21 protein-coding genes are annotated in these 24,358 nt (G+C 53.2%); 15 read left to right on the plus strand and 6 right to left on the minus strand.

The window, feature by feature from the left end:
- The first annotated feature begins 39 nt into the window (after positions 1-39).
- Complete coding sequence (locus VFA09_15260; protein HZU68634.1) at positions 40-747, plus strand: ABC transporter ATP-binding protein; 708 nt, start codon at positions 40-42, stop codon at positions 745-747.
- A gap of 185 nt (positions 748-932) precedes the next feature.
- On the opposite strand, the gene VFA09_15265 is transcribed toward VFA09_15260, so the two are convergent.
- The gene (locus VFA09_15265) at positions 933-1,127 is read right to left on the minus strand and encodes a hypothetical protein (GenBank protein HZU68635.1); all 195 of its coding nucleotides are present in this window, start codon (positions 1,125-1,127) and stop codon (positions 933-935) included.
- 104 nt (positions 1,128-1,231) lie between these two features.
- A complete protein-coding gene (locus tag VFA09_15270) occupies positions 1,232-2,578 on the minus strand; it encodes a hypothetical protein (protein ID HZU68636.1) in 1,347 nt (448 codons plus the stop codon).
- Between the two features lie 332 nt (positions 2,579-2,910).
- On the opposite strand from VFA09_15270, the gene VFA09_15275 reads away from it, so the two are divergent.
- From VFA09_15275 to VFA09_15325, 11 genes are all read left to right on the plus strand, one after another.
- On the plus strand, positions 2,911-4,611 hold the full coding sequence (locus VFA09_15275) for an ATP-binding protein (GenBank protein ID HZU68637.1): 1,701 nt from the start codon (positions 2,911-2,913) through the stop codon (positions 4,609-4,611).
- Positions 4,604-5,323: a response regulator transcription factor gene (locus VFA09_15280; GenBank protein ID HZU68638.1), complete on the plus strand. Its 720-nt coding sequence runs from the start codon at positions 4,604-4,606 to the stop codon at positions 5,321-5,323. The genes VFA09_15275 and VFA09_15280 overlap by 8 nt, the downstream gene beginning before the upstream one ends.
- A gap of 128 nt (positions 5,324-5,451) precedes the next feature.
- Positions 5,452-6,033 carry a universal stress protein gene (locus VFA09_15285; GenBank protein ID HZU68639.1) on the plus strand — a complete coding sequence of 194 codons (582 nt, stop codon included), beginning with the start codon at positions 5,452-5,454 and terminating at the stop codon, positions 6,031-6,033.
- Complete coding sequence (locus VFA09_15290) at positions 6,020-7,711, plus strand: ATP-binding protein (protein ID HZU68640.1); 1,692 nt, start codon at positions 6,020-6,022, stop codon at positions 7,709-7,711. The genes VFA09_15285 and VFA09_15290 overlap by 14 nt, the downstream gene beginning before the upstream one ends.
- Positions 7,701-8,399, plus strand: a complete 699-nt coding sequence (locus VFA09_15295; GenBank protein HZU68641.1) for a response regulator transcription factor — start codon at positions 7,701-7,703, stop codon at positions 8,397-8,399. Before VFA09_15290 ends, VFA09_15295 begins: the two co-directional genes overlap by 11 nt.
- A gap of 285 nt (positions 8,400-8,684) precedes the next feature.
- Positions 8,685-9,152: a response regulator gene (locus tag VFA09_15300; GenBank protein HZU68642.1), complete on the plus strand. Its 468-nt coding sequence runs from the start codon at positions 8,685-8,687 to the stop codon at positions 9,150-9,152.
- Between the two features lie 96 nt (positions 9,153-9,248).
- A complete protein-coding gene (locus VFA09_15305; protein HZU68643.1) occupies positions 9,249-9,344 on the plus strand; it encodes a potassium-transporting ATPase subunit F in 96 nt (31 codons plus the stop codon).
- A gap of 35 nt (positions 9,345-9,379) precedes the next feature.
- The gene (kdpA, locus tag VFA09_15310) at positions 9,380-11,131 is read left to right on the plus strand and encodes a potassium-transporting ATPase subunit KdpA (GenBank protein ID HZU68644.1); all 1,752 of its coding nucleotides are present in this window, start codon (positions 9,380-9,382) and stop codon (positions 11,129-11,131) included.
- Position 11,132: 1 nt separating this feature from the next.
- Positions 11,133-13,331, plus strand: a complete 2,199-nt coding sequence (gene kdpB / locus VFA09_15315; GenBank protein ID HZU68645.1) for a potassium-transporting ATPase subunit KdpB — start codon at positions 11,133-11,135, stop codon at positions 13,329-13,331.
- A 25-nt stretch (positions 13,332-13,356) separates the two neighbouring features.
- Positions 13,357-13,995 carry a potassium-transporting ATPase subunit KdpC gene (gene kdpC, locus VFA09_15320; GenBank protein ID HZU68646.1) on the plus strand — a complete coding sequence of 213 codons (639 nt, stop codon included), beginning with the start codon at positions 13,357-13,359 and terminating at the stop codon, positions 13,993-13,995.
- Between the two features lie 38 nt (positions 13,996-14,033).
- Entirely contained in the window at positions 14,034-15,353 is a 1,320-nt protein-coding gene (locus tag VFA09_15325; GenBank protein HZU68647.1) for a universal stress protein, read from the plus strand.
- Between the two features lie 15 nt (positions 15,354-15,368).
- Here VFA09_15325 and VFA09_15330 read toward each other — a convergent pair whose 3' ends face one another.
- A complete protein-coding gene (locus tag VFA09_15330) occupies positions 15,369-16,463 on the minus strand; it encodes a hypothetical protein (GenBank protein HZU68648.1) in 1,095 nt (364 codons plus the stop codon).
- A 250-nt stretch (positions 16,464-16,713) separates the two neighbouring features.
- Between VFA09_15330 and VFA09_15335 the strand changes: the two genes are divergently transcribed.
- On the plus strand, positions 16,714-17,640 hold the full coding sequence (locus VFA09_15335) for a DUF4118 domain-containing protein (protein HZU68649.1): 927 nt from the start codon (positions 16,714-16,716) through the stop codon (positions 17,638-17,640).
- A gap of 7 nt (positions 17,641-17,647) precedes the next feature.
- Here the strand turns inward: VFA09_15335 and VFA09_15340 are convergent, their stop codons facing one another.
- The 3 genes from VFA09_15340 to VFA09_15350 are packed head-to-tail and all read right to left on the minus strand — an operon-like array spanning position 17,648 to position 20,252.
- Positions 17,648-18,310 carry a universal stress protein gene (locus tag VFA09_15340; GenBank protein HZU68650.1) on the minus strand — a complete coding sequence of 221 codons (663 nt, stop codon included), beginning with the start codon at positions 18,308-18,310 and terminating at the stop codon, positions 17,648-17,650.
- 17 nt (positions 18,311-18,327) lie between these two features.
- A complete protein-coding gene (locus VFA09_15345) occupies positions 18,328-18,558 on the minus strand; it encodes a hypothetical protein (protein ID HZU68651.1) in 231 nt (76 codons plus the stop codon).
- Positions 18,555-20,252: an APC family permease gene (locus VFA09_15350; GenBank protein ID HZU68652.1), complete on the minus strand. Its 1,698-nt coding sequence runs from the start codon at positions 20,250-20,252 to the stop codon at positions 18,555-18,557. Before VFA09_15350 ends, VFA09_15345 begins: the two co-directional genes overlap by 4 nt.
- 306 nt (positions 20,253-20,558) lie before the next feature.
- Here VFA09_15350 and VFA09_15355 point away from each other — a divergent pair, with 306 nt between their 5' ends.
- Together VFA09_15355 and VFA09_15360 are read left to right on the plus strand one after the other, a co-directional pair.
- Positions 20,559-22,682 (plus strand): APC family permease, encoded by a 2,124-nt coding sequence (locus VFA09_15355; protein HZU68653.1) that lies wholly within the window; start codon positions 20,559-20,561, stop codon positions 22,680-22,682.
- A 388-nt stretch (positions 22,683-23,070) separates the two neighbouring features.
- Positions 23,071-24,294, plus strand: coding sequence for a carbon-nitrogen hydrolase family protein (locus VFA09_15360; GenBank protein ID HZU68654.1), 1,224 nt, complete (start codon positions 23,071-23,073; stop codon positions 24,292-24,294).
- Positions 24,295-24,358 lie beyond the last annotated feature (64 nt).

The raw sequence follows: 24,358 nt of genomic DNA on the forward strand, positions 1-24,358 counted from the left end.
GCTTATGGCGCAAATGTACCAGGGGCAACAACTACAGCAATGTTGCGCCTCAACAATGTGAATACGTTCTACGGTCCAAGCCAGGTTCTGTATGATGTGTCGGTTGAGGTGAATAGGGGCGAGATTGTTTGTTTGCTGGGGGCAAATGCAGCAGGCAAGACAACCACCATGAAAACAATCTTCGGCCTCGTGCGAGCCCGCAGCGGAACGATTGAATTCGAGGGCAAACGCATTGACCGTATGTTGCCCGGTGATATTGTACGTATGGGCATGGCGCTGGTGCCCGAAGCTCGCCGCATCTTCTCACGTATGACTGTGCTGGAGAACCTGGAGATGGGCGCATTCATTCGCAATAACCGGTCAGAAATCAAGCAAGATCTCGATCATGTATGCCAGATATTCCCTCGTCTCCAGGAACGCTTGAAGCAGGTTGCAGGTACTATGTCCGGTGGGGAACAGCAGATGCTGGCGATGGCCCGTGCCTTGATGTCTCGTCCACGTATGATATGTATGGATGAACCATCCATGGGCTTATCTCCAATTCTCGTTGAGACCGTTTTTAACACGATCCTGCGCATTCGCGATGAAGGGGTAACAATTTTCCTGGTGGAGCAGAATGCGTCAATGGCCTTGAGCCTGGCGGATAGAGGCTATGTTTTACAGACCGGTCACATCGTCTTGAGCGATTCGGCACGCAACTTGCTGACGAATGATCTCGTCCGGCAGGCTTATCTGGGTGGCGCGTAGAAAAATCGCGGAGATGAGACATCCCGAATTTTGACAAGTGGACTTGTAGAGGGCGACCAGTAGAGTGCGCATTCATCCGGCGCGTGGTGCGCCCTTACTATGACCACGAAGCTATCTCGTAAGGGCGCACCCTTGTGTCGCCCTTTCTCCTTGCCTATTCCTCAAATTCGGGATGTCTCATCTTCTCATTTCAGGTCGAGTTGCCGGTGTAATTCGTCGATGCGCTGGATGACCTCCGCCAGCGTCGTTACTCCCAGGTCCTCCATATCTTCACGCAATGTCTCTAGCCGCTCTAGCATCTCCATCACATCATATTCTTCTTCGTCCAGATCATTAGCGGCTTCATCAGCAGAATCCTGATTATGTGGATTGTGATTCATTTCTTGTATTCCTTCCATAACAATGCTGTTCATGTGTATGATGTTGTCTATATTGTATAGACGTTTATGTGGACGGCGTAAGAGCATTTCAGGATAGCCCCCGATCAAAACAAAAAGGATGTATTGGGGTCTTCGTAGCTCCAGCTGGCCTGTGAATCGTTTCCTGAATCTATAAGGTTAGGTGTGCCCTGAACTTTCCCCTGGTTATCGAGCGTAACTGTGTAGAGGCCATTACCGGAATGCAGACGCTGTCCCTGCCAGCTCAAGCGAGAGCGTGTCAGAAAGAGAAAGTGCCGGCTATCCGACGCCCAGGGACTATTTGAGGCAGGCTGGAGCAAACCATCAACCCCGGGAAGAGCAGGCGACGAAGCTCCTGGCTCCTGTGTCATACTGGAATCGCTCAGTAATATTTGCTGGCTCTGATGCGCGATCTGCGCAAGTACCAGGGTATGTAAACCATCGAGCAGCAAAAATTCACTGTCCGGCGACCAGTAGGGTAGGCTCCCTGCCTCACCCGAGATAGTGAAGGCTGAGCCGGAGTGTATGTTCACGACAGTATAGATTGAGCCTGTACTGTACAGTACTGAGTTTCCATCCGGTGACCAGGCAAATTGAGTGCAACTACAGGTTGCCAGTGAGGAAGTATGACCATCGCTTTCGCGCAGCTCCAGTTGGACTTTTAGAGCCCCCGAACCAAACGATTTAGATTGTGACGAGGGAACAGCAATAGCATAAAGAATAGCAGGATTCTGGTGCGCAGGCTGCCAGAGGATGCGCTCCAGGCTGGTCGGCAGGGGATGGCCTGGCAGAACAGAGGGTATAATGTATTGTATGTTGGTTCCGGCCAGTGTCGTAGTAAAAACACCCTGTTCCGAATTTCCTATAGCCAAAGAACTATTGGGTGAAAATGATGGGATCGAGAAGGTGCTGGGAAGCGATTTGCGGGCGATGCCGCTCGGTTGATCATTTTGGGATACCCACCAGGAAACGCCAAGGGGGCTTTGAACACTGGATAACGGTTCTTCACGATATAGCACGCGATTGCCACTTGCATTCCACCATGCATTGCTGCGCGAGATATCGGAACTGGCGAAGATAATGGGAATAGGAGTGCCTCCATCGATGCCAACGGTATTAAGTGTAGAAGGGACATCGCCAGGCATTCCTGTGATGGGATTAAAAGTGAGATGTTTACCAGCCGCGCTCTTAGCGAAGGTACTATCGAGTGTGCGAAATACAAAGATATGATGGTCAGGTGACCACGCATAACCAATAACGGGATCAGCACCGGAAACTACCTGATATGCATTTGCGCCATCAGGGTCAATGGTCCACAGGTGCCCATCGCGCACAAAAGCAATCTCATTACCTCCCACGTGACCAGGACTGCACGAGGCAAGCAGAGGCAGCAGGAGTAAAATCAGTAATAGTAGTACATGATGCCGTTTCATAAGCGCAGTATAGCCTTGTGAAAGGGGTCAGTCAATAGCGATCTCTCAGCATCCAACCCGATGTAAAAGTCATACTGCCAGAGCATCCTTGTGGCCGCCTATTTTCCCACCAGGCTTTTTTATTACCATTTCTTCAGCATCGCTATTGACTGCGTATCTACAATCTCATATGCTAGATAATAGCTTAATTTCAATCCCCACCGGGAAGCCGGGAAAAGGACCAGTTCCTGCCGCTTCTCTGTGGAGAGAGTATAGTGGTCAAACCCGAATATATCAAGGGCAAATAGCATTAAACAATGTAAGCCCCGGCGGGCATCTATCAGGAACATACAATGAACTGGCTTGAACGATTTCGTCTATCGCTGTTAGAAATAAAACAGGAGCAGCGAGGGAGTAAAATCTTCGTCGATAGCGTAGTAGCGGTACTAGGAGCGCTTGTTGTTACCTTCATCATTTACTTTTTTCACCTTTACCCACGTATTCCGAATATATCGCTACTATATATAGTAGTCGTGCTGGCACTGGCAAGTACACGTGGCCTCTATGCCGCTGTTCTTACGTCTATAGTGGCGTTCTTATCGTTCGATTACTTTCTGGTTCCTCCATACTATACCCTCAGCATTGCGAAGATTGATGAATGGCTGGCGTTATTCATTTTTCTGGTTACCGCGATCATTACCGGACAACTTGCATCTGCTCTACGCAAGCGCGCGGAACAGGCAAGACGCCGCGAGTATGAGACGAGAATTCTTTATGAACTTGTGCGCGATATGAATAGAGAAGAGAATCTGCAGAGGCAGTTGGATATCATTGTGCATGGGATTGCCGATAACTTTTCTTCCTGGGGCGTCCGTGATTGCGCTATTTTTCTTCCTGACTCTGCCGGGCGCCTCGTTTTACAGGAGAGCGCGCGAGAACCGGCGGTTCAAGTCAATCTTTTGCCCGATGAAGAAGCAACCGCGGCCTGGGTGATGGCGCAATCGCAAACCGTTGAATTGCACGATGTCGCGTTAAATCCCCCCCAATTGTCGGTTAACGCGCCGAGGGCAGTAGTGCGTAGTACCAGGCACGGACAGGTGGCACGCCATTACATACGCTTGATACCCCTAAAGCTAGGGCAAAAAGTGGTTGGTGTGCTGCGTCTTTCGATGGAAGACGACCCCCAATTATTCGCCGCGGAAAGAAGCCTGGGAGTGGAACAGGAGAGATCAAATCCGCGTATGGCCTTTTTCTGGGCCTTTGTCGATCAGGCGGCGGTTGCGATTGAGCGCGCGCGTTTAAGGCATGAAAGTTTGCGAGTCCAGGTTTTGCAGCGTACAGATGAACTGCGAGCAGCGCTGCTCTCTTCTGTCTCGCATGATCTGCGCACCCCTCTTTCAGCGATTAAGGCGGCTGCTAGCAGTTTGTTGCAAGAGGATGTACAATGGGACGAAGAGGCAAGGCGGGGCTTTGCCCTGTCTATCGAACGGGAAGCAGATCGGCTCAACCGGCTGGTTGAGAATCTACTGGATATGTCGCGTATCGAGGGCGGGGCGCTCAAACCTGAAAAAGAGTGGTATCCGGTAGATGAACTGGTTCATGACGTGTTAGGGCGTTTGCAACCGGACTTACGAGGACGCGAGGTGATCCTGGATTTACCTGCCAGTTTGCCACCTGTCAAATTAGACTACATGGAAATAGACCAGGTGTTGACCAATATTATAGAGAATGCGGTGGACTATTCGCCCGCTGGATCGCCAATAGAGATAAGCGCGAAAGTTGATAGCGATCAAATGGTGGTAAGTGTGGCAGATCGTGGCCCAGGTATTCCGCCAGACGATCTGGTGCGTATCTTTGATAAATTTTATCGCATCAGGAATATAAAAACGAAATCGCCTCGCACTTCTGGGTCGGGATTAGGACTGGCAGTGAGCCGGGGGATGGTAGAGGCCCATGGAGGGCGTATCTGGGCGGAAAATCGTGAGGGCGGCGGATCGATCTTTCGTTTCACCTTGCCGCTAGGGAAAACAGAGAGGGTACTGCTCCATGAGTAAGAGTGGCGCGCGCATTCTGGTTGTTGATGATGAGATCGAGATCATGCGGGCCTTGCAGCGCAGCCTGGCTGCACATGGATTTGAGGTGTTCACTGCCAATAGCGGTGAGGAAGCGCTGGATGCTATTATTCAGCACCGGCCTGACCTCATGATATTGGATCTGGGACTGCCAGGTATAAGTGGGCTGGAGGTCTGCAAGCGGGTACGGACGCAATCCAATTTGCCCATCATTGTGCTTTCCGTGAAGGATACCGAACGTGACAAAGTGCTGGCGCTCGATCTGGGGGCGGACGATTATGTTTCCAAGCCCTTTGGAATGAATGAGGTGCTGGCGCGTATCCGCGTGGCCTTGCGTCATGCCGCACAGGTCGAGTCTGGAACGGAACCCATCTTTACTGCTGGCCCACTGAAAGTGGATTTTGCGCAAAGGCTCGTGCAGGTCAATGGAAAAGAGGTGAAGCTGACTCCAACCGAATACGACCTGCTCAAGGCCCTTATCAAGAACAGCGGCAAGATCATGACGCGCCAGATGTTGCTTTCCCAGGTCTGGGGAACCGGATATGGCGCCGAGTCTCATTACCTCCACGTGTATATAGGTCAGCTGCGCCGTAAAATTGAGCCTGATCCCGCGCATCCTCGTTTTATCCTCACTATATCTGGCGTCGGTTATCGCTTCAATGCTGACGAAGAAGTTGAGCCGGCCAGATATTGAGCGAATCTTTAGCTCTTCGCGTTTTCTTCTTAGCACATATTGACCTGCTTTTAGCTAAAATGTGGACATGAATAAAGAGGTTATTCTTTGCCTCCGTGAGATATTGTCCCGGCTATCTGGAGGTCATGATGAAAAAATGTTTACTACTCCCTTTTACGCATGGCATCGACTCATTTGCGGTTGAGCAGGCTATACGGTTAGCGAAGAGCCTGGGTGCTACCCTCATTTCTCTCTCAATAATTTTTGTGCCGCAGGAACGATGTCCAGGAGGGGCTCGCCTCGAACATATTCAGCAGTCGAAGGATTTTCTGGAAATGGCGAAGTATAGGGCGGCAAGAATCGGTGTTCCTCTCAAATGCTTCGAGGTTTTTACATCTGACGTTGTGGAGAGTATTAACATTGTGGCGAGGGAACAGGGATGCGAGGGTATCTTGCTCTTCGTACAGGACAGGCGCGGCGTGCTTCTGCATGCAGATGAGATTAAGCATCTGATGGAGAGGGCGACTTGTAAGCTCTATATTATGCGCTTGCAGTTTGATGATAAAGATACTCCTGTACGATCTTTTCGCGAGCGTCTCTCTCATTTGCTTTCCCAGAGGGGGCGGAGATACCAGGGGATGCCGCTCGAAGTGCTGGCCTATGCTGAAGAGGAGGCATCCCCTCTCTTTTGTATTCCATCGGGCAGGAAGCCTGGCTATGAACGTAGTTGAGCATTTACCCGCAATCGAAGAAAGAAAAGCCCCGACCTGGAGAAGTTTCCTCTATGATACAGTTCTGGCAATAGCTGGAGCTTTGCTGATTACTGCTATCATCTTCTTGCTTCATCTCTATCCGCGCATTCCCAACATATCGTTTGCCTACCTGCTGGTTGTGCTGGCACTGGCGAGTACACGGGGATTGTATGCCTCAATTCTCACCTCTGTGACAGCATTTCTTTCGTTTGATTACTACCTCGTGCCGCCAATTTACACCTTTACAATACAAAGGGTGGACGAATGGCTGGCCCTGTTTTTCTTCCTGGCGGTTTCCATCATCACGGCGCAATTCGCTACGGCCCTGCGGAAGCGTGCGGAGGAAGCGCGGCGGCACGAACGTGAGATGCACATCCTCTTCGATCTCGTGCGCGTCACCAATCGAGAAGATGATCTTTCCAGGGAACTCAGCGTGGTTGCCCGTGCATTTGTGGATGTGTTTTCGCCGTGGGGGGTGCGTGCATGTTCGATTCTGCTACCGGATGAAAGTGGAGCGCTTACTGTACGCGCATCCGCCAATGGACTTGCAGCGATCAAGCCGGAGGAACGTTCCTCTGATGAGGAAGCAACGTGTTCATGGGTACTCTCTCATGGCCAATCCGTAAAGCTGCACGAGACATCAACTTCTCTACAGAAGTCGGCTTATACGCTGCGAGTTTCTGCAACTGGCAGGGCTGAACTCCCTGATTCACGTTACGCACTCTACCTGCTCCCACTCAGGGTGGGGCAAAAGGCCGTGGGCGTCCTTCGTCTCAAGATCGAGGGGAACCCGCACTGGCTTTCTTCGGAGTCATCTCTAGATGATGAAAAAGAGCGCGCAAGCTCGCAGACAGCTTTCTTCTGGACCTTCCTGGAACAGGCTTCGACGATGATTGAACAGGCGAGTTTGCGCCAGGAAACGATGCAGGTCGAGGTCTTGCGACGCACAGATGCCTTGCGTACTGCCCTGCTTTCCTCTGTTTCGCATGATTTGCGCACTCCGCTAGCCTCGATAAAGGCAGCGGCCAGCAGTCTCCAGCAGGAAGATATGCAGTGGGATGAGGAGGCGCGCCGCAGCTTTGCTAATACTATTGAACGTGAGGCTGATCGTCTCAATCGCCTTGTTGAGAACCTGCTGGATATGTCACGCATTGAAGCAGGTGCGCTCAAGCCTGAGAAAGAGTGGTATTCGATCACCGCTTTGATCCAGGATGTGGTGGGGCGCCTGCAGCCGCTTTTACAGACAAGGGAGATACGAGCCTCTTTGCCTGCTGATTTGCCACCGGTAAAGATAGATTATCTCTACATTGATCAGGTCCTGACAAATCTCCTGGAAAATGCCACGCGCTACACACCACCAGATTCGCCGATTGATCTCAGCACGGCAGTGAAAAATAACTTCATACTTGTCAGCGTCGCTGATCGCGGCCCGGGCATTCCTGCCGGTGAGCGCGAGCGCATATTTGACAAGTTCTACCGCATACTTGGGAGCCAGCGCGATACGAGAGGATCGGGATTAGGTCTTGCTGTCAGTCGTGGGCTTATTGAAGCTCACGGAGGGCGTATCTGGGTAGAGGCGCGTGAGGGGGGCGGCTCTGTGTTTCGTTTCACGCTTCCGCTTGAGAACATAGAAGAGGGACATTTCCATGATGAATGAAGACGCGCACATTCTGGTAGTCGATGATGATATTGGTATTCAACGCGCTCTACAACGCAGCTTGAGCGCCTATGGCTATCAAGTGAGCACTGTCAGCACCGGTGAGGAGGCGCTGGAGGAAATTGCTCGGAAACGTCCCGACCTTGTTTTACTCGACCTGGGATTGCCCGGCATGAGCGGTCTGGAGGTGTGTGAGAAGATACGCACCGGGTCCAATCTTCCGATCATCGTGCTTTCTATTAAGAACTCGGAACAGGATAAAGTCCGCGCGCTTGATCTTGGTGCCGACGATTACGTCTCCAAACCCTTTGGAATCAACGAGGTTCTCGCTCGCGTTCGTGTGGCGCTGCGCCATGCTACGCAGCGATACTCTGAGACGGAACAGGTTGTGAAAGCAGGTTCTTTGACGATTGACTTTACGAAACGAAAAGTGCTGGTAGATGGACGTGATATCAAGCTTACACCGACCGAATATGAATTGCTGGCCGCCCTGGTGCAGCACAGCGGCAAGATCATGACGCGCCATATGCTGCTCTCTCAAGTGTGGGGGAATGGTTACGAAGCGGACGCGCATTATCTGCACGTTTATGTGGCTCACCTGCGGCAAAAGATCGAACCAGACCCGGCGCATCCATGCTTTATATTGACCATCCCTGGCGTCGGTTACCGCTTCAACTCAGAATTCTAGGTTGACACCCTATTCCTATTGCTCATTTTGAGCAAACATTGAGATGCCGCATTATTCTTCTTAGTTCATCTTGATACGAAAAGCGCGATAATTGCTGTAAAGGTAAGATCAGTCAGTGGATTAGTGTTTAGAGGCACTGCCCATGACGAGGCTCATCACGCTTTCGTGTCACATCCTTCTTATACCAGGGCCAGAGAGAGCCTGGCTCCTCAGTTCGGAAGTGGCAACAGACTTCGCAGGATGAGCCTTTGAGTGAGGAAATGTCCTGAAAAGGAGCCATGTATTATGCCTGGAGCACAGATTCTCCTGGTAGAAGATGACGATGTTCTCTGTGACGTTATTGGACGAAATTTGCATGCACGCGATCATACAGTGACCATGGCGCTGGATGTGCAAAGCGCGGTTGAATACTTGCGCACAAAGGAATTTGACCTCATCGTGCTCGATATCAACCTGCCAGACCAGACGGGCTGGGATGTATTACGTGTGGCACGCCAGAAAGGATACATTCATCCAATTGAGGAAGATGGGAATAAGCTGCCGGTAGTAGTGCTCTCGGCAGTACGAGTAAGTCCTCACCGGCTGGCTGAATTCCGCCCATTGGCCTACCTGCCGAAACCGTTTCCTATGGATGCGCTGCTGCGCCTGGCTGCCGGGGCTGCACAGCACGGGAAAGCTTCCTCACATAATGAGGAAGCAGATGCAGAGGGTTCTGAGAACCCTCAAACAAACGAGGAGGAATTACATGCTTGATGTGATTATCATCCTGGTCACCATTATCACGTTTGTCGCGTTCATCGGTTTCACCGAGGGCTGTGAGCGCCTGTAGCAAAAGAAAGAGGGAAAGTCATGAACACCCCGCTGGAGTATATCCTGGTTGGCATCGTCACACTGGGTGTACTCATCTATCTGATTATCGCGCTACTAATGCCCGAAAAATTTTAATAGTGTCTTTTTCAACATAAGTGAGGTAAAGAATTATGCCTGTAACACTCAATAGTGTCCTGCAGGTAGCCATCTTCCTGGTGATCGTGCTGCTGCTGACCAAACCGCTTGGCCTGTATATGTACAAGGTTTTCAATGGGGAGCGCACCTGGCTCTCGCCAGTCTTTGTCCCCATGGAGCGTTTTTTCTACCGGCTCAGTGGAGTCAACCCGGAGGAGGAGCAGAAGTGGACAGGCTACATGATCTCCATCCTGATCTTCAGCGTGGTAGGCATGTTGCTCCTATATGCTTTCGAGCGCACCCAGCAGTGGCAGGGGCCGTTCTTCAATCCGCAGGGCTTGCCCAACGTCGAGCCGCAGCTGGCCTTCAACACAGCTGCCAGCTTCACCACCAACACCAACTGGCAGAACTATACTGGCGAGCAGACCATGACCTACCTGACGCAGATGGCCGGTCTGTCCTTTCACCAGTTCGTTTCAGCAGGTGCCGGCATTGCGATGGCCGTGGCGCTGGTGCGCGGGTTAGCGCGCCGCAGCACCCAGCACCTGGGCAACTTCTGGGTAGACCTGACACGCGCTACACTCTACGTCCTGCTGCCTATCTGCGTGGTGGTCGCGCTGATCTTCGTCTCGCAAGGCATGATCCAGAACTTCAATGCCTATACTGTCGTACATACCCTCAATGGGGGAATGCAGACAGTCGCCCAGGGGCCGGTAGCTGCTATGGAGGCAATCAAGGATCTGGGAACGAACGGCGGCGGCTTCTTCAACGTCAACTCGGCGCACCCTTTCGAGAATCCCAATGCCTTCACTGCCCTGATCATCATCCTTGAAGAGATCTCTATCGGCGCGGGCCTGTTCTATATGTTTGGCAAGTGGGTTGGCGATACGCGCCAGGGCTGGGTGTTGTGGATTGCCTCGGCCATTCTGTTTGTCGTCGGTCTGTCGATTGTCATCCCTGCCGAGCAGGCCGGCAATCCTATCCTGACCAGCCTGGGAGCGAACCAGCAGGTCAGCACGACACAGATGGGCGGCAATATGGAGGGCAAGGAGGTGCGCTTCGGCATCACTATCTCTTCGTTGCAAGAGGTGACTACGACCGCCACTTCGACCGGAACCGTCATGAGCTTCCACGACAGCTACACGCCGCTGGGTGGGCTGGTGCTCATTGCCAACATGGCACTTGGTGAGATCATCTTTGGAGGGGTTGGCGCAGGACTATACTGCATGATCATGTTTGCCATCATCGCGGTCTTCATTGCGGGTCTGATGGTGGGTAGAACACCAGAATACCTGGGCAAGAAGATCGAGCGCAAGGAAATCATGATGGCGGTGCTGGCGCTGCTTGTCTCACCCCTGGTGATCCTGGGATTCTCCGCCGTTGCCATCGTACTTCCGGCGGGTATGGCCGGGCTTACGACGGGAGCCAATAATCTGGGGCCGCATGGCCTGACCGACATCCTGTACGCCTTCACCTCGACCAATGCCAACAACGGCTCGGCTTTCGCCGGGTTGAACGGCAATAATCCTTTCTATAACTGGACGCTGGGCTTCGCCATGCTGATCGGACGTTTCGCCGAGGTCATTCCCTTGCTGGCTTTAGGGGGAGTGCTCGTCAAGAAGAGGGTCGTGCCGGCGAACCTGGGTACTTTTCCGACCACAGGACCGCTGTTTGTTGGATTGTTGATCGGTGTGATCCTGATCGTGGGCGCGCTGACCTTCTTCCCGGCCTATGCGTTGGGGCCAATTGTTGAACATTTGCTGATGCTGCAGGGGAGGACGTTCTAAGATGCAGACCAATCAAACACAGCCTCAGATAGAGTCCGATAGCTTAGAAGTCAAACAATGGAAGACGCGACGCAAAGGGGATATCTCGATCTGGGACCCCAAGATCATCCGTACCGCCATCCCGGCATCGTTCCAGAAGCTCGACCCGCGCGTGCAGGTCAAGAACCCGGTTATGTTCGTGGTAGAGGTCGGTAGCGTTATCACCACTATCGAATTCGTGCGCCTGCTCTTTACCCGGCCCAGCGCTGGCTTTACCGGCAGCCAACTCGTGGCCGAGCGACTCTTCGTGCTGGCGGTGGCCATCTGGCTCTGGTTCACCGTCGTCTTCGCCAACTTCGCCGAGGCAATGGCTGAGGGACGCGGCAAGGCGCAGGCTGAGACGCTGCGCCGGGCACGCACCACGACGATGGCCAAACGCCTCGCCGGTCCCGACCGCTTCGGACCCGTGCAGGAAGTCACGGCCCCCGAACTGCGCAAGGGTGATCTGGTGCTCGTCGAGGCCGGCGATGTCATCCCTGGCGATGGGGATGTGGTAGAAGGTGTGGCCTCTGTCGATGAGTCGGCTATCACCGGCGAATCGGCCCCGGTCATTCGTGAGAGCGGCGGCGACCGCTCCGCGGTCACAGGTGGTACGCGCGTCCTTTCCGACTGGATCGTGGTCAAAATTTCGGCGAACCCTGGCGAAACGTTCCTGGATCGGATGATCGCGCTCGTGGAGGGCGCGAAGCGACAGCGTACACCCAACGAGATCGCTTTGAATATCCTGATCTCCGCCCTGACCATCATCTTCGTGCTGGTGGTCGTCTCCCTTGAGCCATTCGCCATCTACTCAGGGCAGGCCGTCTCAGTTACCACGCTGATCGCGCTGCTCATCTGTTTGATCCCTACTACCATTGGTGGACTGTTATCGGCCATCGGCATTGCAGGCATGGACCGGCTGGTGCAGCGCAATGTGCTGGCGATGAGCGGGCGCGCGGTGGAGGCGGCAGGCGATGTCGATGTGCTGCTCCTGGATAAGACTGGCACCATCACTATCGGCAACCGCCAGGCCACGCGTTTCATTCCGCTGCATGGAGTAGACGAACGCGACCTGGCCCGTGCCGCGATGTTGTCCAGTCTCTCGGATGAGACGCCCGAAGGTCGCTCGATTGTCACGCTGGCGAAGGAAAAATACGGGTTTACCGACGAGATCGATTCCTCTGCTACCTTCATTCCGTTCTCAGCCACTACACGGATGAGTGGTGTCGACCTGGATGGTGCTCATGCAGGCAATGGTGCTGTACCTGTGCATTCTATTCGCAAAGGTGCCTCCGATTCGGTTGCTGCTTATGTGGCCGAACATGGGGGCAATAGCAGTGACGAATTGAAAGTGATTGTCAATGGCATCGCCAGCGCCGGCAGTACGCCACTCGTTGTAGCTGAGACGGAGCCTGGCTCCAACGGTACAAAGGAGCGCGCGCGGGTGCTGGGAGTGATCGAACTGAAAGACATCGTCAAGGGTGGGATGCGGGCGCGCTTCGATGAACTGCGCAAGATGGGCATCCGCACCATTATGATCACCGGAGATAACCCGCTGACCGCCGCGGCCATCGCTAAAGAATCGGGCGTCGACGATTTCCTGGCACAGGCGACACCTGAGACCAAAATGAAGCTGATTAAAGAGCAGCAGAGCGGCGGGCGTATGGTGGCCATGACCGGCGACGGTACCAACGATGCACCGGCCCTGGCGCAGGCGGATGTAGGTGTTGCCATGAATACCGGCACGCAGGCGGCCAAAGAAGCCGCCAATATGGTGGATCTCGATTCCAACCCGACCAAGCTGATCGAGGTGGTCGAGGTGGGCAAGCAACTGCTGATTACTCGAGGTGCGCTGACCACGTTCAGCATTGCCAATGACGTGGCGAAGTACTTCGCCATCATTCCGGCGGCTTTCTCGATCACGTACCCGCAGTTGCAGGCCTTGAATATCATGCACCTGGCAACACCGCACAGCGCGGTACTCTCAGCTGTGATTTTCAACGCTTTGATTATCGTAGCCCTGATTCCCCTGGCCCTACGGGGCGTGAAATACCGGGCCATTGGAGCAGGACCACTGCTACGGCGCAATCTGCTGATCTATGGCATTGGCGGCATCATTGTCCCGTTCATTGGCATTAAGGCCATCGACCTGATCTTGCAGGTGCTACACCTGACTCTATAAGCAAAGGATACAAAGGATAGATAAAATGAAGACGTTTTTGATCAAGTACCTGCGCCCGGCGGTGGCGCTGGCGATAATTCTGACCATCGTGACCGGGTTCCTCTATCCAGGAGTGGTAACAGTGCTGGCGCAGGTACTCTTTAACCACCAGGCGAACGGAAGCTTACTCTGCAATGCGCAGGGCCAGGTAGTCGGCTCCGAATTAATCGGGCAGTACTGGACGCAGCTGAAGTACTTTCATGGACGGCCTTCGGCGACTGTCAACCCGGTGACAGAGAAGCCTGAGCCTTACGCAGCCGATAATTCATCGGCTTCGAACCTTGGTCCGACGAACGCGGCGCTTAAGCAGGATGTGCAGCAACGCATCGCGGCATTACAGGCGGAATTCAAGCAGGAGCATCTGCCGGTTCCTGCTGGCTCAGTGCCGGTTGATCTAGTCACCGCGTCCGGTTCGGGGCTAGACCCGGACATTTCGATTGCTGCGGCGATGTACCAGGTGCCGGTTGTGGCGGCCGCACGCGGGATGAGCCAGCAAGCGGTCATGAATCTGATCACATCCAACGAGACGGGACGCTTCCTGGGCGTCTTCGGCGAGCCATATGTCAATGTTCTCACGTTGAACCTGGCTCTGGATGGGCCGAGCGCGAATGTACACCAGTGTTAATGCTGCTGGACTGGAACGCAGCATGATAAGATAGGGTCATGATGGCTGAGCGACTACCTGACGAAGAACAACATAGGCGAGAGGAAGGGCGGCCCGACCCGGAGGAACTGCTCAGGCGCTATGGCTTGCGAGATAGCGACCTGGCCGCACCTTCTCCTGGCATGCCGTCGGAGAGTGGGCAGAATCAGAATGTCCTTACTCCCAGCCGGGTAACCTACCCACACCGGCGCGGTCGGCTGCGCGTCTACCTGGCGGCGGCAGCTGGAGCAGGGAAGACCTATGCTATGCTCAATGAGGGGCACCGCCGCGAGGGACGAGGCACCGATGTGGTGATCGGCTATGTTGAGACGCACAAGCGCTCACAAACCGAATCACAGATTGGGGACCTGGAGATTATGCCGCGTAAGAAAGTGACGTACCGCGGGGTGACGCTCGAAGAAATGGACACCGAGGCAATTATTGCCCGGCATCCGAAAGTCGCGCTCATCGATGAACTTGCTCATACGAACGTCCCGGGTTCCAAACATGCCAAACGTTACCAGGATGTATTGGAGATTCTGGATGCAGGCATTGATGTAGTAACGACGCTCAACGTGCAGCATCTTGAGAGCCTCAACGATACGGTGGCCAGTATTACCGGGGTGCGTGTGCGTGAGACCTTACCCGACTGGGTGCTGGACGGGGCTGACGAGGTGGAACTGGTCGATATCTCGCCATATGCTCTTCGCCAGCGCATGAAGCACGGAAATATCTATCCTCCAGAGCGCATTGATGCAGCTCTTAACAATTTCTTCCGTGAGGGGAATTTGACGGCGCTGCGCGAACTGGCATTGATCCGCACTGCTGAAAAGACAGAATCCCAGCTGCAGGAATACATGACCGAGCATAAGATCGAGAAGCTATGGCCCGCGAGCGAACGGGTGCTGGTGGGTTTCGACACTCGGCCACAGAGCCGCCAGATCATCCGTGATGCCTGGCGGCTCGCCCATGGCCTGCATGCCGATCTCATTGCCGTCACAGTGCAGCCGGAGGGCTATATGGCTTTCACAAGCAAACTTATTGGATTACTCAAGTATGGTAGTAAGGCTAAGAAGCACAGGGAAGAGGCTCTGCAGCGCCTGGAACAACATGCTTTGCTCGCAGAAGATCTCGGTGCCGAAGTCATCCGCACCAGTAGCAACGATATTGCCAGGAAGCTCGTCGAGGTGGCCCGTGAAAACCATGTGACCCAGTTAGTGCTTGGCCAGCCCGCACGCAGCCGCTGGGAAGAGCTGCTGAGAGGCTCCATTATCAATCGTGTGTTGCGCCTGAGTTCGGAAATTGATATTCATCTTGTACCCCAGGAAAGGGAAGAATAGGTAGGCATAAATTTCCTATATCCACAGATGCGCAATAACCCATACCACGTAGATACAGAGCAGTACCAGGCCAGGTACACGCCCAAAATGCCGTTTCAATACTCCAAAAAGCATACCCAGTGTGAGCAGGATCGTGAGTGGCATATCCAGGAATAGAATCGAGCGGTCAGAGAGCAGTCCTTGCCAGAACAACAAAGGCAACGCTATGCCAAGCGCCAGATTGATGCTGTTGCTGCTAAAAATTTCTTCTACCGATGCGGCGGCTTCATTTGTGCGTGCCAGGCTCACTGCCACGACAGTATTGGGCAATGATGTAGCCACAGCAAGTATCACTAAACCGGTAAATACCGAAGGCAGATGTAGATCAGCAGAAACAACCTCCCCACTCTGTACCATCACTACGACGCCCAGCAGGGCTATGCCAAGTGCGAGCACAACCTCAGCGCTTAACCTGAAGATGTGAATGGATGGTGATCTGCTCAGATGAGCCTGGCTATGAGTAGCCAGCGGTGATGCCGGTCCCGGATGAGAACGCCTGAGAATATGCACAATGAGCCAGGCGAATATCCCCAATACGATCAGGTTTGCAAGCAGCGTGAGAATGTGTGCCGGACCTGTCTCCCAGCTTTTAACGATTGACGGTGTCGTTGGAAGTAAAGCAATTACTGCCTGGATTCCAAGCGTGATGGCCAATGCATACCAGCCGATGCCACGCGCATCCTGTGCTTCTTGAGCATTGAGCGTTATACCGGAAGTTTCATACGAGGCCAGCGCGCAGAGACCAAGGATAATAGCAATGTTGTAAATACTCGAACCCACAATGATACCTATGCCAACGTCGGCATGACTTGTGACGATGGCATCTATAGAAGCTGCGTAATTAGGGATATTGGCTCCAATTGCGCTGAGCAGGCTCAGTATGCCTATCGAGAGGCCAAAAAGCTCGCACAGCGCCTCAAGCCGGCGTGTAAACCAGGCCGCAGCCCCCATCACAATGAACAATGAGGCGAAAAAGAGGAGCAGCGCAACCGGTAGTTGTGTGATTATCGCAATTCCTCCACGTAAGAAAAGTACCGGAGGGATAGAGCCTTGTACCTGTCCTCGCAGTATATCATAATGGCGTTTTCAAAACAAAAAAGCAGCTTTCCTAAGCATCTTTTGAGCGTCTTTCTATGTTTCATGAGTATTCTTTGAGAATATCACTGCTACAGTATAAAAGGAAACGATAGCAACCATAGCAAGGATTAGCTATAGGGACAGCGCCTTGTGCCTGTCCTGCTCGGGGGCTCAGAACAGTCCTGTAGTGGCAGAGTCTGGCGCCTGTCATTCCGGGGATTACAGATTCGAGGTAGATATTCTTATGCATGAAATAGAACGCATTCCGCAACTACCAGGGCAAACAGAAACACCCTGGCAAAAATATCTCATCGATAGCCTGCTGGCTGTGGGAGGAACGTTAGCCGTTACAGGCATTATTTACGCTTACCATTTATATCCAACCATTCCCAACATATCGATTGTCTACTTACTGATTATTCTGCCCCTGGCGACTAAGCGTGGTCGTTATTCAGCGCTACTGGCTTCTGCGGTTGCCTTTCTCTCGTTCGATTTTTTTCTCGTGCCGCCATTGTATACCTTTAACATATCCCGTTGGGAGGAATGGATTGCCCTGTTTGTCTTTTTGGTAACGGCCCTGATTGCCAGCCAGCTAGCAACAGTATCACGGGAAAGTATCGAACAGGCCTGGTTACACGAGCGTGAGGCACAGATCCTTTATGAAGTTGGACGTGTCCTCAATATAACGGACAGACTTGATGAACAACTCAATAGCATTGTCCTGGCTCTCGAACGGGTATTTCACCCATGGGGTGTGCGCGAGTGCGCATTACTGCTCCCTGACGCGGACGGCAGACTACACGTTCAAGCAGATGCTCCCATTCGCATCGAGCAATTTACCCTGTCGCCTGATGAGTTAATGGTAGCGCAAGAAGTGCTGGTCCAGGGAACTATGAGGGAAAAGAACCAGGCCTCATTGGCTTCTCAGTCCACTTCTTCGGGCCAGAATCTGATCTTGTATTTGCTTCCCCTTAAGACCGCTAATCGCGTACTCGGTGTGCTTTGTTTGCGTGCTGACCATGAAGCGCCGTGGATTACGAGCGCGCAACATCCCCAGGAAGGGCCGAATTTTGAACGTGCTACCTTTTTAAGAATGTTTCTTGATCAAGCCATCCTGGTAATTGAAGAGGCACGCCTGCGCACACACGCCATCTCAAACAACGAAGGTTGACGTGCCACTAAACGGTTGCGATAACCCTCTCCGGCTCTCTCGTTTCTCCACTATTGACTGAAGAATGATGTCCAGGGCTTAGCACCAGCACTTCGCATGGCGCATTCTTCAACACATAATCAATCGCCGGGTTCACCTGCTGCACGTTTCCTCGCCCTCGGATAGATGTCCTCGCGATGAGGATTATATCCACCGCTTCCTCCTCTGCCTCCCGCACAATCGCTGCCCCCGCATTGCGCGCCTTCAGAATGCGGCGGCTTATTCTATGGCCATTTTTAGTTCCGCATTGGTGCGCTACAGCCTCGGCGCGTTCCAGCAATTCAAGGGCGTACTTTTCATCTTCTTCCACATGCGCGTTTATCGGTAATGTAAAGGGCACTTCGATCACCGCCAGCAGGACCGCGCTGCCATTTCTCTGCCGTATCATTTGGGCCGCTAATGCAACGATGCGATCTGTGGCCTCACTCTTCGCTAAAATCGGCACAAGTATGCGCGTCATCCTGTTCACCGAACGGATTGCCTGGTGTGCAGTCCTGGTGCGTTCCGTCTCCTTCGGCAGTCGTAACATCCAACCAAGGACTCCTACAATAGAGGCCATAAACGCTATAGCGATCAGTACACCGATGAAAGTGATCTGTAGCGCATTAGTAGCGGCTGCCATGTTGTTCATTACCAGCATATCCAGGCTCACTTTCTTTTCCGCGACGATATGCCTTGATTTTGTTTATTCTGCGCATAAGCACGTAACCTCACCACACCCAACGCCACAAAAGCCATGCCAAGCACAATCAATGTCCACGCCTGCAGGCCGAACATCGCCGCTCGCATCATGATGATCAGGCCCAGCGGAATAATCAGCACGCTCACCAGTACCCGGTAGCGTTCGCGCAAAGATGATGGCTGTGATTGCTGCTTCATGCTTTTCCTCCTTTGTGCTTCCTGTTGTGATTCCCATTCGAAGGCAGTGGAACATCCAGCACCTGCGTTCCAATCGGCAACTTGCTCTCGATCTCCCGCTCTCCGTGCAGGCGGCGTTTGCGTGCTAAATTCTCTTTCAGCTCATCGGCAAGCTCATATTCGCCCGCGTCTTCATACACATGCATCTGCTCCTTTTCCCAGTTCCGTTCCAGCGACTTTGTCACCGGCAGTTTATTGCGCCGCCGGTGCCAGATGTAGATCAGCAAGCCCATAATAATCCAGGCCGGGCCCGCGATGCGCCCAATCGCATGTGTCAGAACAACCAGCGCCAGAATGCTGCTGATGCCCAGGAAGCCCAGGACGCCGACGATAGGCAAGAGGCGAGTTTCACCATCTTTGCCCCGGAAACGCAGATTCAAAGGCACTTTAAATGGTCGTGGTGTCCACGGGTCGATAAAACGTAGCACCAGCAACGAGACGAACACCAGCATGTAAGCGGTCGCAGCTCCAAATGCATACATGTTGCCAAGCACATCGTAAGCGTTGGGTGATAAACCCGCCAGCCACAGTTCTATCAGCGCAATGCCGGAAAAGACCACCAGTGTGCGAATCGGCGTGCGAAACTTCGGGTGTACCTTTGAAAACCAGCGTGGCAGCAAGTCGAATCGCGCCATCGAATAAGTGATGCGGGAAGCGCCGAATACCCCTGCATTGGATGAAATCAGCACCAGTGTTGCTCCTAGCATCGCTACATACGGCCCGGCGACCAGGCCCAGCACGGGTATATGGCTGGCCAGCCACGCAATAGGGTCGCCATTGTGTTGAGCAAAGGATTGCCACGGCAGCATCGCCAGGCTCAAATTTGAAAAAGCCAGCGCGTAGATCAATACGGTCAGAATCAATGCGATTGATGTGCGTGGCACCACCTTACCGGGGCGAATGGTCTCCTGGCTTGCCTGGCTGATCGACTCAAGCCCTACGAACGAGATGATCGCCAGCGAGGCTCCATATGCCAGGTGAAATGGATCAGGCCATTGCGTGAGCATCTGGTGAACGAGCATCGACGGATTGAACGCGAAAAGGAAGCCGAAGAACAGGATCGATGATTCGCTGATCACATCGAGCGCGCCCAGAATCTCGTTAAATTTTGAAGATTCGCGCACGCCGATAATATTCAGGCACGTCAGAAAGACCACAAAGATCGTAGCTTCTAGAATCAAAAAGGGTTGTACTCCCGGAAAGGTAATGCCAAGCAGGCTCATATTTATATGGGTATCAAGTGCCGGGATGAAGAAATTGATATAGCCGGCGGATGCCAGGGCAAAGAGCGAGATATCGATGGTAAAATCGAGCAGCACTGCCCAACCGGCTACAAATCCCCAGAAGTCGCCTAACCCGCGCAGAACGTAGAATTGACCCCCTCCGGCCATGGGATAGGCTGCCGCCAGCTCTGTATAGGCCAGGCCAACCATCACGTAAACCAGGCCCGCAAAAAGAAAGGCGACGTTTGTAGCTCCTTGAGCCGCCGCCATCACAATGCCGAGTGCCACGTACACATCGGCTCCTACATCCGCGTATCCCCAGGTATATGAGCCCCAGACGCCAACAGCGCGTCTCAAACTATGACTTTCTTGTTCTGTTTCGGCAACTGCGCCGGATGCAACAGCCGCGTCCGGCGCCGTTTTGCTTGCCATAGATATTCCTCCAGAATGATCATAGGGGTGACCCTTGTGGTCGCCCGCTCTTGCCGGCTGGGACAGACAATGCTGCTGGCAGTACAGCATTCAGTCTTATTTGATGGTAATGGTATAACACTTCTTGTGTTTCAGGCTCAAAAAATGCTCAAGAAGTTCGTTAAAACTCTCAAAAATGCTCAAGAAAGGGATTTTCTCCGGCAAATTTACTTGATAGGGAAACTGATAACTGACTATACTGGAATCAGCTACTTTAGCCTATATCTCGCTTGCTTGACAGGCGTTAAAGAACAGAGGGTGCTATCAATGGACGCTGAAAACAGCCAGGATAAGCCAATCCAGAAGGACGATGAGGCTAGCAGCCTCACCGATCAAAACGTGATCCTGGTTGAGGAGGATGACCCGACGCTTTTGTCTCGTAAGGAGGTCTTAAGAGGCAGTTTGCCAGGTAATGAGCGTGTGCGCATCGTGCGTCCAAATCAGCGCGCGTTTCGACGCTTAAGCACAGGTATGCTCGAAGCGACCGAGTTAACCCAAACCCCACAGGCTGGTTTATCGCGTGGCATATATAGGATCCGTCGCCTGCTGATCGGGCCTGCACTGACCAACGCCCAGGGGGAACATGAGCGCCTGACAAAATTCAAAGCCCTGGCCGTTCTTTCGTCCGATGCCATATCTTCGGTGGCATACGCGACCGAAGCCATTCTCATCACCCTGGTGGCAGCCGGGTCAGGCTATCTGGGACTGACTCTGCCGATTAGCTTTGCGATAGTCCTGTTGCTGGCTATCGTCGCCACCTCCTATCGCCAGACCATTCCCGCCTATCCCAATGGCGGCGGCTCATATATCGTAGCGAAAGATAACCTTGGCACGCTGCCGGGCCTTGTTGCTGCCGCTTCGCTGATGATCGATTATGTGCTAACCGTCTCCGTCAGCATCTCTTCCGGTGTGCAGAATCTGGCCTCGCTTTTTACCGTGCTGGGGCCACACGTCGTCATCATTGATGTCGCGCTGGTCATTCTCGTCACTATTGTGAACCTGCGAGGCGTGCGCGAATCTGGCTCCATCTTTTCAATCCCTACCTACATTTTCATTGGCAGCGCGCTGTTGTTGATTATCGTAGGTGTGATCAAATCCTTTTTTATCCAGCACAATCCTGTCATTGGGCATTTCCAGTATGTGAAAGCCATCGAACCAGTTACCATCTTTCTGATTCTCAGATCGTTTGCCTCTGGTTGTTCGGCGATGACGGGCGTGGAAGCAATTTCTAATGGCGTGCCAGCTTTCAAAAGGCCGGAACCGCGCAATGCAGCGATCACATTGACCTGGATGGCTGTAATTCTTGGTACCCTCTTCATCGGCATTACTTTTCTGGCCACATCCTTTCATGTTGAGGCGAACGCGGCTGGCAATCCTACCGTCATAGCCCAGATAGCCGCTGAGGTATTCTCAGGGCCGCTGTACTTCATGTTCCCGATCTTCCAACTTGCCACCCTGCTGATTTTGACACTGGCCGCCAATACCAGCTACTCTGACTTCCCGCGCCTGGCCTCGCTGCTGGCGCGAGATCAATTTCTGCCACACCAGTTCTCCTTCAGGGGTGATCGCCTGGCCTTCTCTACGGGTATCATCTTTCTGGCGGTTCTGGCGAGTCTGCTACTGGTTGTCTTTAACGGAAATACGACACAACTCATCAACTTGTATGCCGTCGGTGTCTTTATGTCGTTCACGCTCTCACAGAGCGGAATGGTGCGTCACTGGTGGAGATTACGCCGCACGCAGAAGGGCTGGCAGCGCCGCCTTGCCATCAACGGACTGGGCGCATTTACTACACTGGTAGTGAGCCTGGTGATAGCGTCAACAAAATTTCTCGAGGGTGCCTGGATCGTCGTTCTGCTGATTCCCTTGCTGGTGCTGATGTTTGTTGCCATCAACCGTCACTACCAGAAGGTGGAGCGGGAACGCGTCGTCGATATTCCGATCCACCCAAGGGACATTCGCCATCGTCTGATTGTGCCCATTGCCGGATTAGACCGGGCCGCTATCCAAAGTCTTGCCTACGCACGCTCAATCACACCGCATGTCACTGCTGTGCATATCGCAATCAATGAGGATGATGCTACCCGGACCCGTGATGCCTGGCAACAGTGGCAAAAACAACTGAGCGAGGATGAAGAGACGCACCTGATTATCATAGAATCGCCGTACCGTTCGCTGACGCGGCCCCTGCTGGCTTACATTGATACCGTCCATGAACTCTTCCCCAATGATACGCTGACCGTGATTCTGCCGGAATTTGTCGTTTCACACTGGTGGGAAGGCATTTTGCACAATCAAACGGCTCTGCGCCTGAAAGCGGCCCTGCTCTTCAGACCAGGAATCGTCGTGACGAGCGTTCCGCAGCATCTGAGAAGCCGAATCAAGAAGTAGGGATAGGTGCCTGGCGCCCATCCTTGACAACGCCTGTACCCATTCCTGGCTGTAGGGACAGGCACCAGACCCTGTCCCTACAGCATTGCTCAATTTGCCATGAGAGACCTGGTGATGCTCCAGAAGTTCCCAGAACGGGAGACGCCCACGTGATCTCTGGAGCGCGTGAGAGATTCTTCCCCGTTCACTCCGCTCAGGGCTTCGGCTCCTGCGCTCAGAATGACAGGCTCCCTCATTCTGAGCGCAGGGAAGAATCCCCGACCAACCTGTGAGAAATCCAGCAGAAGAAACCCCTCGACGCGGTGATGCATCTATGGTAGACTTATTTTGCTCTGAAATGGGCATGATGTGGGGTGATACAGGGTACCTGCAAGACTGAGGAGTCACCATGAATGCTCAAGGCACACATGCTTTTAAAGATACGCAGCCGGCCCGTCTGATTGCAGTAGGCAATCGGATCAATCTGCATGCCGCGGTCAGCGAAAATAGTTTTTCAGAGGAGTTAGAGCGCATTATTGGGCTGGCTATGGAACACCTTGCGCAGGACCGACCCAACCTGGTCGTGCTGGGTGAGATCCTGGGATTGCCACTTGCATTAACCGGAAAACGTGGCTATTTATCCCGGCGCATGCATACCTCGAATGTGGCAATGAGCATGCTGGCCCTGGCATATGGCCGCCGTATATTTCATTATCGTCGAATGTACCCAAATATTTCTCTTGTACGCGCCTTGCTGCTCTCGCTCTCAGATAGAATGTATCGTCCCTTTACAACAACGCTGAGCCGGCTTGCCGCAAAACATAACATTTATGTATCCGCAAGCACCATAGTTCCACATGTCAATTGTTCAACTTCTCTGACGGATGTTGTCAGATTGGGGCGCCGCACAGAAAGCAAAGTCTACCTGCCGGGTGGGCCAGAAGTGTACAATACCGCATTCTTGTGGGGGCCGGATGGAACGCTGATCGGGACGACTGACAAGGTGTTTCTTACCGAAAGTGAAAAATCAATCCTGGATTTGACTCCTGGAAACCTGGAATGCGTGCAGGCATTTGATACCGAGATGGGGAAGGTCGGTATGGCGATCAGCCTGGATGCCTTTACACCTGAGTACCTGCGGAAATTGGATAGCCTGGGAACGCGGATTGTAATCCAGAATGATGCCAATGATACAATATGGGCAGGGCCTTGCAAAACCTGGGAGTGGCAGCCGCAGGAATGGCTCAACTCTGTGCTTGGTTCCCTGCAAGACGATTATCCCAACCTGTACTATAATGTATGCGCCATGCAGGTAGGAAACTTTTACGATATTCCGTTTGATGGGCAATCCACCATCACGATGAAAAGCGAGGATGAACCCGACCCGCAGTGCAATTTTGTCGGAAACGAGGGATTCGTGCATACCGTTACGGGCAAACCAATGACAGGAGCAATCCTCGCCATGTCGCCCTGGGTTGTTGAAGACCCTATTCGCACAAAACCCGGCTTGACACTCGAGGAACGCCGGGCGGCTCTAGAGCAGGTGGGAAGACAACTCCTGCCGGGTGGCTCGCGTGCCAATCAGTATTGCGAATCGGTGATCTGGGCCGATGTTGAGGTTCCAGTGCCGTAAGCTTGACCCTTGCGCTTTCTTGCCTGAGACGATAGAATAAGAGAGGTTCCACATGTTCGGTGCA

This window comes from Ktedonobacteraceae bacterium, assembly GCA_035653615.1.
GTDB lineage: Bacteria > Chloroflexota > Ktedonobacteria > Ktedonobacterales > Ktedonobacteraceae > DASRBN01.